Origin of the sequence: Aneurinibacillus sp. UBA3580, from assembly GCF_002375825.1 — a bacterium.
Taxonomy (GTDB): Bacteria; Bacillota; Bacilli; order Aneurinibacillales; family Aneurinibacillaceae; genus Aneurinibacillus; species Aneurinibacillus danicus.
Map to the genome: position 1 here is coordinate 1 of NZ_DFMZ01000112.1, position 11,783 is coordinate 11,783.

The 11,783-nt window shown below is 47.6% G+C and carries 13 protein-coding genes; 3 read left to right on the plus strand and 10 right to left on the minus strand.

The annotated features are described in order from the left end of the window. Positions 1-85 precede the first annotated feature (85 nt). On the minus strand, positions 86-442 hold the full coding sequence (locus tag B2899_RS15600) for a hypothetical protein (protein WP_146812047.1): 357 nt from the start codon (positions 440-442) through the stop codon (positions 86-88). 384 nt (positions 443-826) lie between these two features. Here B2899_RS15600 and pckA point away from each other — a divergent pair, with 384 nt between their 5' ends. Next, positions 827-2,407, plus strand: a complete 1,581-nt coding sequence (gene pckA, locus B2899_RS15605) for a phosphoenolpyruvate carboxykinase (ATP) (RefSeq protein WP_146812048.1) — start codon at positions 827-829, stop codon at positions 2,405-2,407. Positions 2,408-2,837: 430 nt separating this feature from the next. Then, positions 2,838-3,026: a hypothetical protein gene (locus B2899_RS15610; protein WP_146812049.1), complete on the plus strand. Its 189-nt coding sequence runs from the start codon at positions 2,838-2,840 to the stop codon at positions 3,024-3,026. 56 nt (positions 3,027-3,082) lie between these two features. On the opposite strand, the gene B2899_RS15615 is transcribed toward B2899_RS15610, so the two are convergent. The 9 genes from B2899_RS15615 to B2899_RS15655 all read right to left on the minus strand — a co-directional run bounded on the left by B2899_RS15615 (position 3,083) and on the right by B2899_RS15655 (position 11,251). Beyond that, on the minus strand, positions 3,083-3,823 hold the full coding sequence (locus tag B2899_RS15615) for an HAD-IIB family hydrolase (RefSeq protein ID WP_286887021.1): 741 nt from the start codon (positions 3,821-3,823) through the stop codon (positions 3,083-3,085). Further along, entirely contained in the window at positions 3,765-5,033 is a 1,269-nt protein-coding gene (locus tag B2899_RS15620) for a glycosyltransferase (RefSeq protein ID WP_286887024.1), read from the minus strand. Before B2899_RS15620 ends, B2899_RS15615 begins: the two co-directional genes overlap by 59 nt. Before the next feature lie 317 nt (positions 5,034-5,350). Beyond that, complete coding sequence (locus B2899_RS15625) at positions 5,351-6,304, minus strand: MBL fold metallo-hydrolase (protein ID WP_286887026.1); 954 nt, start codon at positions 6,302-6,304, stop codon at positions 5,351-5,353. 153 nt (positions 6,305-6,457) lie between these two features. Further along, positions 6,458-7,066 carry a YdcF family protein gene (locus tag B2899_RS15630; RefSeq protein ID WP_286887028.1) on the minus strand — a complete coding sequence of 203 codons (609 nt, stop codon included), beginning with the start codon at positions 7,064-7,066 and terminating at the stop codon, positions 6,458-6,460. Between the two features lie 10 nt (positions 7,067-7,076). Next, on the minus strand, positions 7,077-7,352 hold the full coding sequence (locus B2899_RS15635; RefSeq protein ID WP_286887030.1) for a DUF1294 domain-containing protein: 276 nt from the start codon (positions 7,350-7,352) through the stop codon (positions 7,077-7,079). A 121-nt stretch (positions 7,353-7,473) separates the two neighbouring features. Beyond that, on the minus strand, positions 7,474-8,406 hold the full coding sequence (locus B2899_RS15640) for a 3-hydroxyacyl-CoA dehydrogenase family protein (RefSeq protein ID WP_286887032.1): 933 nt from the start codon (positions 8,404-8,406) through the stop codon (positions 7,474-7,476). A 16-nt stretch (positions 8,407-8,422) separates the two neighbouring features. After that, positions 8,423-9,115, minus strand: a complete 693-nt coding sequence (locus B2899_RS15645; RefSeq protein ID WP_286887034.1) for a LutC/YkgG family protein — start codon at positions 9,113-9,115, stop codon at positions 8,423-8,425. Then, positions 9,105-10,526: a LutB/LldF family L-lactate oxidation iron-sulfur protein gene (locus B2899_RS15650; RefSeq protein WP_146812056.1), complete on the minus strand. Its 1,422-nt coding sequence runs from the start codon at positions 10,524-10,526 to the stop codon at positions 9,105-9,107. The genes B2899_RS15645 and B2899_RS15650 overlap by 11 nt, the downstream gene beginning before the upstream one ends. Further along, positions 10,523-11,251, minus strand: a complete 729-nt coding sequence (locus tag B2899_RS15655) for a (Fe-S)-binding protein (protein WP_286887038.1) — start codon at positions 11,249-11,251, stop codon at positions 10,523-10,525. The genes B2899_RS15650 and B2899_RS15655 overlap by 4 nt, the downstream gene beginning before the upstream one ends. 270 nt (positions 11,252-11,521) lie before the next feature. Between B2899_RS15655 and B2899_RS15660 the strand changes: the two genes are divergently transcribed. After that, positions 11,522-11,683 carry a hypothetical protein gene (locus B2899_RS15660; protein WP_286887040.1) on the plus strand — a complete coding sequence of 54 codons (162 nt, stop codon included), beginning with the start codon at positions 11,522-11,524 and terminating at the stop codon, positions 11,681-11,683. The last annotated feature ends 100 nt before the right edge of the window (positions 11,684-11,783 follow it).

Here is an 11,783-nt window from a genome sequence, read left to right on the forward strand (position 1 = left end):
TCCTTCTTTCCTCACAATTTTCACAAAAAGAAACCTCTCCGTGACGAAGAGGTTTCTTGAATAATACCTTTATATTTTCCACACCTTATATATGATTGGAACGAGAAAAAGCCGCCAGGTAATCAGCCACCTCCGCTAATTTGCTTTCCGCTGCCCAGGAAATCGAGCGCGGAACTTCGCCGTTTCCTCCATTGCGCATAATAGAAGACGAACTCAAGGCAACATATGGTTCCTCAAAGCGGGCAAAACGCTCAGAACTTCCTTTCTCTTCTTTGAACGGAACATCCAATACGTATGTTTGGTTGGTCGAAGTATCGCGGATATTCATCCGGAACACCGGCTCCTCTTTACTGCCCCTGCGCTGGAATCCCTGTTGTCCAAAAATCTCTTCTACCAGACTTAACGGCTTCGAAACACCTGACAATTTTTTATTCCTCAGCACTTTTTCTTCCTCCTTCTTGTTATGCGCTACAAGAACTAAGGCGACAATTGAAAGTACTTGGCTGGGCGGCTATGTTACAATGAATATTTAATTGTAAAATTATCCTATCATAAAAAAAATCCAGTGAAAAATAAGAGAAAAGCTCATTTTTTGTAATATTCCATCGAATGCAAACCATACCTGCGTAATGACCGTTTTCTCTTAACATTTCTTTAATATTTGTTTTAAAAAGCTTTATAATTATAGATGGTTTTTTAGGAAATTTTCAAGGAAAGGTTGCAGAACAAAAAAAAGCATACTATTATTAAGACATACTAATCACTGGATAAGTGACATACTAATCTTTCGACGTGAATGAAAGAAACTCAGGAAAGGATAGGGAAAATGGAGACACAAACGAACAAGGAATTGAAGGATATTCTCAAAGGAGAGAATGTTCACTTTAATTTATCAGTGGCACAACTTGTAGAAATGGCGGTTCTTCGCAAGCGCAGCGAACTGACTTCTACAGGCGCGGTCACAGCAAAAACAGGAAAATACACGGGGCGTTCTCCTAAAGACAAGTTCATCGTGGATGAACCTTCCGTACACGATAAAATTGAATGGGGCACGGTAAACCAACCGATTTCCGAAGACAAATTCGACAAGCTGTACCAGGATGTAATCAACTACTTAGACGGAAAAGAATTGCTTGTATTCGACGGCTTCGCCGGTGCTGATCAGCGCTATCGCCTGCCGATCCGCGTAGTAAATGAATTCGCATGGCACAATTTGTTCGTACACCAGCTCTTCATTCGTCCGACAGAGGAAGAGTTAAAGACGCATGAACCGCAATTTACAGTCATCAGCGCACCGACGTTTGAAGCAAATCCGGAAATTCACGGTACCAACTCCGAGACGTTCATCATCATAAACTTCGCGAAGAAAGTGGTTCTTATCGGTGGCACACGCTATGCAGGCGAAATGAAGAAATCTATCTTCTCCGTCATGAACTATCTGCTTCCGCAGCAAAACGTTCTGTCTATGCACTGCTCTGCTAACATGGGCAAAGACGGTGACGTAGCCCTGTTCTTCGGCCTGTCTGGAACAGGTAAAACAACGCTGTCCGCCGACCCGGACCGTAAGCTGATCGGAGATGACGAGCACGGCTGGTCTGACGATGGCGTCTTCAATATCGAAGGCGGCTGCTATGCCAAGTGTATTAACCTATCCGCTGAAAAAGAGCCTGAAATTTTTAATGCAATCAAATTCGGTTCCGTGCTTGAAAATGTCGTAATCGACGAAAATACACGCGAAGCTGATTATGATGATAACAGCTTAACAGAAAACACCCGTGCGGCTTATCCGTTGCATTATATCCCGAATGCGCTGATTCCGAGCGTAGCCGGTCACCCGAACGTGGTTATCTTCCTAACGGCCGATGCCTTCGGCGTACTGCCGCCAATCGCGAAGCTGACGAAAGAACAGGCGATGTTCCACTTCCTGTCCGGCTATACAAGCAAACTGGCTGGAACCGAGCGCGGCGTTACCGAGCCGGAAGCGACATTCTCTACCTGCTTCGGCGCACCGTTCCTGCCGCTGCCTCCTCGCGTCTACGCGGAAATGCTCGGTGAAAAAATTGACAAACACAACGCACAGGTATATCTGGTGAACACCGGTTGGTCCGGTGGTCCGTACGGCGTAGGCAAGCGGATGAACTTGCCGTACACCCGTGCAATGATCACAGCGGCACTCAACCACGAGCTGGATAAAGAGGAATTCGTAGCCCATCCGGTATTCGGTGTTTTGATGCCGAAGAATTGCCCTGGCGTACCGTCTGATATCCTTAATCCACGTAACACCTGGGCGGACAAAGAAGCGTACGACGTACAGGCAAAGAAACTTGCTTCCCTGTTCGTGAAAAACTTCCAGAAGTTCGCTGATATGCCGGAAAATATTAAAAACGCGGCTCCAAAAGCTGAATAATATTATGATACAGCATGCGAAAACCCGGGAATGCCCCGGGTTTTCATTATGTTGCTTCTAAAATAATGTAGTTTTTTGTGAAAATTTGTTTGTTAGGTGATTTTATATGATATGGAGCATTCTGTTATGGGCAAGCGCAGCTTTCTTCCTCACCTCCATTATCCTCAGCATAGTAGCCGTACTGAAAGAAAGCCCAAAGTTCCACATGCTTCTCATCGCTTCCCTTATTGCATTAAATGTTTTTCTGTTCAGCGCTCGTTCCATTCTTTCCTAGAAGAATAAATGGCTACTATTGTGGTATAATATAAATATATTTTTATACCTCATGTCCAAATCAGCCTGGACATCCTGCGTTACCCGGCAGCATCTGGATGAAAAGAAGTCCGTTGTTCTAAAGTATGACCAATACTTATCGAACGAGGTGATGTCCGTGGAAACTGTAAGACTAGAAGAAATCATCAGTATGGTTATGCCTGAAGCTCAGCATGTGCTAACCGAAGAAGAATTGAACGTATCCATTGTGCTGCGGGACGGTCTGGGCTCGCTCAACCGGCACGACGTGCTTGAAATCGTCGCTGCCACGATTCACAATACCGGAAAAGGCGCCTTGCTTCATTGAGGCGCTTTTTTAAATAAAAAAAGCGTCTCAGTGAAGCAAAAAGCAGTGCCTCTCTTTTATAGGAGCGCACTGCTTTTTTTGCCGTAAAAATGTTCCCATGCTTCATGAATACCACCAGCGCAGACTTTTTCAGCACGGAAAATAAGCGGATGCTCTTTGAGTTCAAGCAATTCCTGCTGGGCATTCCCTACAATGACCGCCGGATATCCAAGCGTAATCATTTCATGATCGTTACCGGAATCGCCTGCCACCAATACATTGGCGTCACACCAGCCGCGTGATTCCAATACATAACGCAGCGCTTCCCCTTTTCCACATATCGGCGGCAAAATATCAACATCGCGTCCGCTGCTGACAATCAGCTTATGCGGGATTTGCGCTTTCTTAAGTCGGCTTTCTACCTCTCTGACCGCCGCTACATCCTGTACCGTATACGAAAGCCGGTGACGCACAGGGATATCCTGCGGGATAAGCCCTGGGCATTCAGAGGCAATCCGCTCAATTTCTGCAGGTCTCCACCATGCAGCAATTTTGCTGCGCCATTCTTTATCCGGCTCCAGTTCTTCACCATAATAAATTTCTGTTCCTACATCCGTAATTAAGATATCCGGCCGGGGCAGCTTCTCCTGAGAAAGCAGGGAAAGCGCCGAGCATAAATGTCGGCCTGTGTTGTAGATAAGTACGACATTGTACGGCTGCTCATCGTAGTAACGAAGCAGGGCGCGAAGCGCCGCTTCATCACCAACCAGCGTCCCGTCCAAGTCGGTAGCCAAAAGATGCGTCACGCTCTGCTGCATTTGCTAAAACCTCCTCATATACGCTATTAATTCGTTCAGAAATGGCCGGCCACTGGTAATCGCGCTTCGCCAACCGCGTCGCCCGCTTGCCCAGACGCTGTGTCAACAGATCATTCGTAACCAGCGCTTTCATCGCGACTGACAGGTCTGCGGCATTTTTCGGCTCTACCAAAAGCCCCGTTTCCCCATCATTCACGACATTCTGCAAGCCGCCCACGCGGGAGGCGATAACCGGACTGCCGCATGCCTGTGCTTCTGCTGCGACCATGCCAAATGACTCATAATACGACGGCACGACTGTAGCGGTGGCAGCATTGAAGAAAAGTGCCAGCTCTTCCTGCGATTTTGGACCAATAAATTCAATATGTTCCTCCATGCCTTCAATGGCTCTTCTTAGCTTTTCGTCCAGCGGTTTACGCTTATCCAGATCAATCGCTTCCGTCTGTCCGCCGGCGAGCACCAGCTTCGTTCCTGCCGGCGCACCGCCGCGTTCAAACAACAAGCGAAATGCATCTAGAAGCGTATAAATGCCCTTTGTCTCTTCCAATCTGCCGGCAAAGAAAAGCAGCGGACCGCTGTATCCTAACTGCCTGCGCAGTTGCGAACGATTGTAACGAGTCTGAAATAAAGGAGCAACTCCAATTGGAATGACCGAGATAGGTGCCGGAGAGGGTACGAATTCTTGAATTAAATTTCTTTCGTTGTTTGTAGTAGCAATGACGCTGTTTGCACTACTCAAAATATACTCTTCTGCTTCGTGACGGATTTTGTCATAAATTCCTGTCGCCTTCTGCTTGGCAATCCCCAGTGAATGGGATGTATGAACAAAAGGTAATCCGTATTCTTCTTCAATTTTTTTCCCGAGCAAACCGGATAACCAGTAATGTGTATGAACGATATCATACATATGCAGTGGAAGAAGCTTTTTCATTTCTGCATAGAACGCCGGCAATATATCATACATTTCATTTTTGGAGACAAACCCTTTATATCCGGCGGCGATGCGGATCACTCTGCATCGTTCTCCAAACGTTTCCGTACGCGGCGCATCCGCTTCGCACCAGTGGGTGACGACGTCCACTTTTGCTCCCTGTTTCTCCAAAGCCAGCGCCAGTTGACGCACATAGTTATTTTGGCCGCCAGCCTGTACTCCTCCAAGCTTCGCTAAAGGATCACCGTGATCAGAAATAAATAGAATTTTTTTCTTCACTTCTTTTCTGTCCCCTTTCCTCTGCGTGGATGATACGTACAAAATCACACTATATTCTCTTTACCACGGGAAAAAAAAGCAAAACAGAAACAGAATATATTTTTACAATTTATGTGTTTTTGACCATTCCAGCTCCAAAAAAGCCGCCAGTCGCCATAGGCATATCCAGTACCGCGGAGAAAAAAAATGGCGATGACCCAGAGGATTTCCACCGAACATCCGCATCCCTCCCTTTTATACACCCGGTTCCCAAAAGAGAGGGGAAAAACAGCTCATCAATCGTTCAAGTTGTAATTCCCCCGTTCTCGCTTCTATAGTCACACCTTTTTATATGTATGAGGAACATGATCCCGATAGACCACCACTTCCCCTTTCTCCTCTAAATAGTGCAGATGGGCGATTGTTTCTCCGATAGCAAACCGCTGCTCATGTACAGAGAGAGGCCGGGAGAACAAGGCCTGTGAAATCTGGTATGCGGTCATTTCACCTTTTATCACATCAAGCACGAACGCAAGCCGTTCTTCATGGTGCCGAAGTAATTCTTCAATTCGTTCCTGCGCATCGGTAAATACGGGTCCATGCCCGGGAATGACGAGCGCGATATCCAGTTCGCGAATTTTTTTAAGCGATGATACATACGTTTTAAGCGGATTGGCATCGCCCTGTCCGTGATACGAGATGTTGGGCGTAATCTTTTTCAATAAATGATCACCCGCGATTAGTACTTTTTCTTCTTTATTATAGAAACATATATGCCCTTCCGCGTGGCCCGGTGTATGAATCGCTTCATAAACCAACTCGCCGATACGGTATGTGCTCCCTTCATGGAGAGCTTGCGTTCTTTCTGGAAACGGACGTACTAACTTATAAAATGTATCATCGTTCTCTCGCAGTTGGCTGACCAGCTCTTCCGGCATGCCTGCCGCAAGATAAAATTTCTGATTTCGTGCGAAATTCTCCTCAGTCCAGGTGAACAAGGCATGTTCTTTCGCTTTATCACTTATGTAAACGTTCGCTCCTGTCCAGCTTTGCAGTCCTCCTGCATACCCGAAATGATCCGGATGGTAGTGGGTAAGAATGATACGTTCCACATCCTGTGCCGCAATACCGTATTCAGCAAACGCGGCCTTCCAGGTTTGACGTGTCTCCTCCCGGTTCAGTCCGGTGTCGATAACAGTCCATTTTCCGTTATGGTGCGCAAAATAACAGTGCACATGGTTTAAGCGAAACGGAAGCGGGACGGTTACCTGATAAATTCCATATTGTTTCATCAAAATCTTCCTTTCCTATTGTGTTTTCTTTATCTTATCAAATTTATCTATTGTTTGATTTTTAGCGTGTGCTCTTCATTCTCGTATATTTGCTAAAGTCCAATCAAACACAAAAATAAATCATAATCATAGTGAAAGAAGGCGGCGGTTGCTTTAATACTTAATGACGTAGACAATCAGACGGGACCACTCGCTTAAGATCGTCTGCATGCTTTCATGGTCCCGCCACCAGTCATCCAACCGGATTTTCTCTAGCGAATGTGAACCGACACTGCCAATTTCAATCCCTGTTCCTTCAAATACTCTATGGAAAATAAACATAGCGCGGCGCGTATGCCAGTTATCGGTAACCAGCGTAATTCGCTTATGTTGTAACGTCTCTTTTTCCAACACCTTCCGGGTATAGAATGCATTTTCATACGTGCTGCGCGATTTTTGTTCCAATACGATGTCTTTATCCGGTACGCCAAGCTGCTTAAGCAATGCCACCATCTCTTTGCTTTCTGTCGTACGCCAGGAGATGCGTGCACCGGAAGAAACGATAATCTTTGGTGCCAGGCCCGCCCGGTACAGTTCAACCGCTTTGCGTGTCCGCTGTCCGTCCGTCTCCCCGCCGAGCAGTATGATAAAATCGCTTGGCGCCTTTTCATCCGGATGGACCAGATAGTGTGCCAGGCCATTCAACATCGGTTTATAGGTGAGCATCACCAGCAGGATAAGTCCGAATAAGACGGCAAATCCAACCCATCTTTTTCTTTTCATTCACATTCCTCTACACTAAAAATCTTCGTCCGTAATACAGCAGCAAAAATATTTCCCCCGCCAAAATAAGCGGCATTCCCCAAACAAAACGCATATGCCGAGTTTTGTGACGGAACATATACATGCCAATGAGACAACCTGCGGCTCCGCCCAATAGCGCGACGAGAAACAATGTGTTTTCTTTAATACGCCATGTGTGCTGGCGTGCCTTCCATTTATCAAGTCCCATGAGCAGCCATCCTAAAAAAGTAACGGCCAATAAATAACCGCTCATCCATTCCATCATTTTCCCACCTTTCTCTCCTGCTATGCCAGAGGAACCCACCATGGTCAATCAGCCATAAGCCCCGCCAAAAAAATGAAGGAAAGAGCGGCCTGTGACTGCCGCTCTTTTTTCTCTTCTCTTATTATCTTTGTTTTATCTTCAACAGTTCAATGAATTTTTCGTCCCGTTCTTTAATTTTTTCTGAAACGGAGGCGTTTTCATATTTATATATACCTTGTCCTGTTTTTGTACCCAAATTGCCTGCTTCAACACACTCATTCAGAAGGTCGGGAGCCTGCTGGCTCTTGCTGAGCACCGGCGCAAGATTGTCGATGACACGCTTCCACGTATCCAGCCCTCCGAAATCTGCCGTCTCAATAGGACCGATAAACGACCAGCGGAACCCCGGACCTGCCGTTACCGCCAAATCAATATCACGGGCTTCCGCCACACCTTCCTCAAGCAAGTGGAATGCTTCACGCGCAAGCGCGGCCTGCAGCCGGTTCGCGATAAATCCCGGCACTTCTTTTTTCAACAGCACAGGCGCTTTACCGATTTTGCGCATCAGTTCCATTGTCAGCTGTATCGCCTCTTCTGTTGTACGATCATGCCGGACAACCTCGACCAGCGGAACCAGTTGTGCAGGATTGAAGAAATGGGTAATGACCATTCGCTCAGGTGTGGACATCTTTTCAGCGAGCCGCGAAATCGGAAGCGTCGACGTATTGGATGCAATGACGGCATCGGGCTTTGCCAGGCGCTCCAGCTTCTCATACAGTTCCCATTTCCATTCAATGACTTCCGGAATCGCTTCTGTAATAAACTCGGCCGTTCTCACTGTCTCTTCCAAATTCGTTGTCGTTGTGATGCGGGCAAGCGCCTCTCGACTCTCCGTTTCTGTCAGAAGGCCCTGCCCGGCCTGCAGAGCCAGATTTGCTTCGATCGCTTTCTTCGCTTTCTCGAGGTAGCTGTCTTCCAGATCATATAAAATAACGGCAATGCCAGCCTGTGCATATACCTGGGCGATGCCGTGGCCCATAACTCCGGAACCGATAACTGCTGCCTGTTGAATCATTCTGCTCCACTCCTTGTTATCCTTTTAGCAAAATAACGTACACCTTGCCCGGACCGTGTACACCGAACGCCAGATCCATCTCGATATCGCCCGTCCGGCTCGGTCCGGTTATAAAGTTTACGCATGCCGGAAGCTGGGCGGGCACTTTCTCGCGTATGTACTCCGCTGCTTCGGTCAATCGCGGCACAATGGTTTTCTCTGAAAGAAAAACGACAAATACCGGGGGAAGGAGACTGACCAGGCGTCCCCGTCCGCCGCCGTTCCACAGCATTACCGAACCTGTCTCGGAAAGCCCTAGTTCGGCATAGGCAATTCCCATTTCAACGCCTGCCGTATAATTACGCAGCTCCTGTTCGTCCACCGCTGTATCCCAGGCACGGTGTACTACACCTTTTTCATCCAGAAGACGGCTCAAACCTATTGCATGCAGTCGCTCATCATCCCAGTATACGACCGAACGGACTGAAGCGCTCTCGAAAATTCGATCCAGCGCCTGTCCCGCGTCCTCCGGTGAAACTCGCAGCACTTCGGTCTGCAGGGTGCGCAAATTTCCGATAAACTGCTGGACTAAACCTTCATGGTCTAAACCCTTGTGGAGATGCGCATACGGCTTCGTGTCCCAGCGCGGCGACTTAACGCCGCTGCGTCGCGCACGCCCTAACTTGCCGGCAATCCGGTTTAGGAATTCTTCCCGTTCTTTAGCTGCCACGTGGACCGCCCCCCTTCTCGTTCTTCCACCATTCACGGAACGATTGTTTGGCCGGACGAGGCAAATCGCGCACATTTGTCCAGCCGGCGAGCGGCCCCGGTCCTGTCTCGATGACACCTTCGTTTGACAGCCATCCGGTTGCCATATGACTGGCACGAACCGCTTTATCATAAAGAAAAGGATGCGATGTCAAATAACCAAAACCTTTAAACGCCAGCTTCTCCTGCCAGGAGGTAAAGCCGTTTTCCACTTCGTCTTTGCGATGCTCAATCAGCAAATCATGCAGCGGAATTTTCACCGGGCACACTTCCGTACAAGCCCCGCATAGACTCGAAGCATACGGTAATTCCTTCCATTCTTCATACCCTTCCAGCAGCGGTGTTAATACCGCACCGATCGGTCCACTGTAGACACCTCCGTATGCATGGCCTCCAATATGGCGATATACCGGACATACGTTCAAGCAGGCGCCGCAACGAATGCACTTTAATACTTCCTGATAAGCCGTACCCAGAATGTCTGAACGCCCGTTATCGAGTATAATCAAGTGGAATTCCTCCGGTCCGTCGATATCCTCCGGACGGCGTGGGCCGCTCATTGCCGTCATATACACGCTAATCTTCTGGCCTGTAGCGCTTCGGGTCAGCATCGATACGACAATATCAAGTTCTTCCCAGGTCGGCACAAGCCGTTCCATGCCCATAATTGCAATATGTACTTTGGGCAGTGTCGTCGTCAGACGGGCGTTCCCTTCGTTGCTAATCAGTACAATCGATCCCGATTCAGCTACCGCAAAGTTACAGCCGGAAATCCCAATGTCGGCTTCAAGAAACTCGCGCCGCAGCTCTTCGCGGGCGAACTGGCACAACTCTGCCGTCGCATCGGACAGCGTACGGCCGGCTACCCCGGAGAACAGCTCCGCCACCTGGGTTCTCGTTTTATGAATCGCCGGCGCAATCAAGTGGGAAGGCGTCTCGCCTGCCAGTTGAATAATGTATTCTCCAAGGTCCGATTCAATGACCCGTACTCCTTCTGCTTCCAGATGCTTATTAAGATGAATTTCTTCCGATACCATTGATTTCGATTTTACGACGGAACGGGCATTTTTTTCTTTGGCAATCCGCAACACATGAGCGACCGCATCGGACGCCGTAGGCGCAAAATGCACATGCCCGCCGTTCTTTTCTACGTTATCGGTCAACTGCTCCAGGTAACTGTCAAGGTTTTCAATCGTATGCATACGGATCTGCGCGGCCAGATTGCGCCATTCTTCCACATTGCCCAGTTCATCCGCGGCCTGGAACCGTCCGCCGCGAAGCCTGTCCTGGGTAAACGGCACCGCTTTGCGCAGTTGCTCGTCCATCAGCGCCTTATCGACCCGTCCGAAAAATTCGAGTGGTTGTACGCTCATTTGGCTCCTCCCTGCGCCAGCACTTCCGCCACATGCATAACCTGCACATCTTTTCCTGTCCGGCGAAGGCGGCCACCGATATTCATTAAACATCCCATATCGGAGCCAATCAGCACATTTGCACCGGTTTCTTCGATATGTTTAATTTTCTCGTCTACCATCGCTTCGGAGATCGTGCTCATCTTTGCTGCGAATGTACCGCCGAATCCGCAGCAGTCCTGGCAGTACGGCAACTCTTCCATTTCCAATCCGTTTACCTGTTCAAGAAGAGCGGCAGGCTCTTCCTTAATGCCAAGTCCACGACTCATATGACAGGAATGATGGTAGGTAGCGCTGGCATGCAGGCTTGCATCTATCCGATCTACCTGCAAGACCTGCACAAGAAACTCAGAGAATTCGTATGTTTTCTTTGTCAGCGCTTCCGCTTTCTCCCGCCAGGTCGGCTCTTCTTTTAAAAGCTCAGGATAATAATGGCGAATCATCGCTACGCAGGAACCGGACGGCGCAACTACATAGTTGCTGTCCGCAAAAACATCAATCATATGCCTGGCGGCTTCGCGTGCTTCTCTGTGGTAGCCGCTATTGTAAGCGGGCTGTCCGCAGCACGTCTGTGCCTGCGGAAAATCTACTTGAGCGCCATAGCGCTCCAGCACTTTCACTACACTCTGTCCAACATTCGGGAAGAACACATCCGATAGACAGGTGATAAATAATGAAACTCTCATGCTTACTCCCCTCTCCCCGCTTTATGTATTTTTTTATTTTACAAAATTGCGAACATATTGCCAATAAACTTAAGATATACTGTAATTTTTTAGTAAAAACTTTCCCCTTCTTTACGCATAGAAATAAAGTAAATAAAAATTTTCCTTTTTTATCATACTTATAAATAAAAAGCAATAGAATAAACTATTCTTAACGAAATATTTACAATAACTTAACAAAGTGTTATTATTTTATGTACCAAAAACGATCAAAACAAGGAGGTATTTGTCATGAAGATTGCATGGGTACAAACGAAAAAAGGGTACGATAAAATCCTTCCACAGCATGGAATGGTTGTGAAAGAAACAGAAAGCGACGTTTACCTCCTGTTTGCGGACGGACGCTGCAAGATTTCACGTGAAGAGTTTAACGATTTTTATACAGCCGTATAACCGATATAAAGAAAGCGAGGCCGCTTCATGAAAGAAGGGCCTCATTTTCTTTATTTTTTTCTGTGAAAATCATGAAGGAAGAGGGAGGAAAAAAGATCTA

Excerpts from the sequence above, each read along its gene's own strand:
- pckA (WP_146812048.1), top strand. The coding sequence starts at position 827 with ATGGAGACACAAACGAACAAGGAATTGAAGGATATTCTCAAAGGAGAG.
- B2899_RS15615 (WP_286887021.1), bottom strand. The coding sequence starts at position 3,823 with ATGCAGCAGAGCGTGACGCATCTTTTGGCTACCGACTTGGACGGGACG.
- B2899_RS15625 (WP_286887026.1), bottom strand. The coding sequence starts at position 6,304 with ATGAAACAATATGGAATTTATCAGGTAACCGTCCCGCTTCCGTTTCGC.
- B2899_RS15630 (WP_286887028.1), bottom strand. The coding sequence starts at position 7,066 with ATGAAAAGAAAAAGATGGGTTGGATTTGCCGTCTTATTCGGACTTATC.
- B2899_RS15635 (WP_286887030.1), bottom strand. The coding sequence starts at position 7,352 with ATGATGGAATGGATGAGCGGTTATTTATTGGCCGTTACTTTTTTAGGA.
- B2899_RS15640 (WP_286887032.1), bottom strand. The coding sequence starts at position 8,406 with ATGATTCAACAGGCAGCAGTTATCGGTTCCGGAGTTATGGGCCACGGC.
- B2899_RS15650 (WP_146812056.1), bottom strand. The coding sequence starts at position 10,526 with ATGAGCGTACAACCACTCGAATTTTTCGGACGGGTCGATAAGGCGCTG.
- B2899_RS15655 (WP_286887038.1), bottom strand. The coding sequence starts at position 11,251 with ATGAGAGTTTCATTATTTATCACCTGTCTATCGGATGTGTTCTTCCCG.
- B2899_RS15660 (WP_286887040.1), top strand. The coding sequence starts at position 11,522 with ATGAAGATTGCATGGGTACAAACGAAAAAAGGGTACGATAAAATCCTT.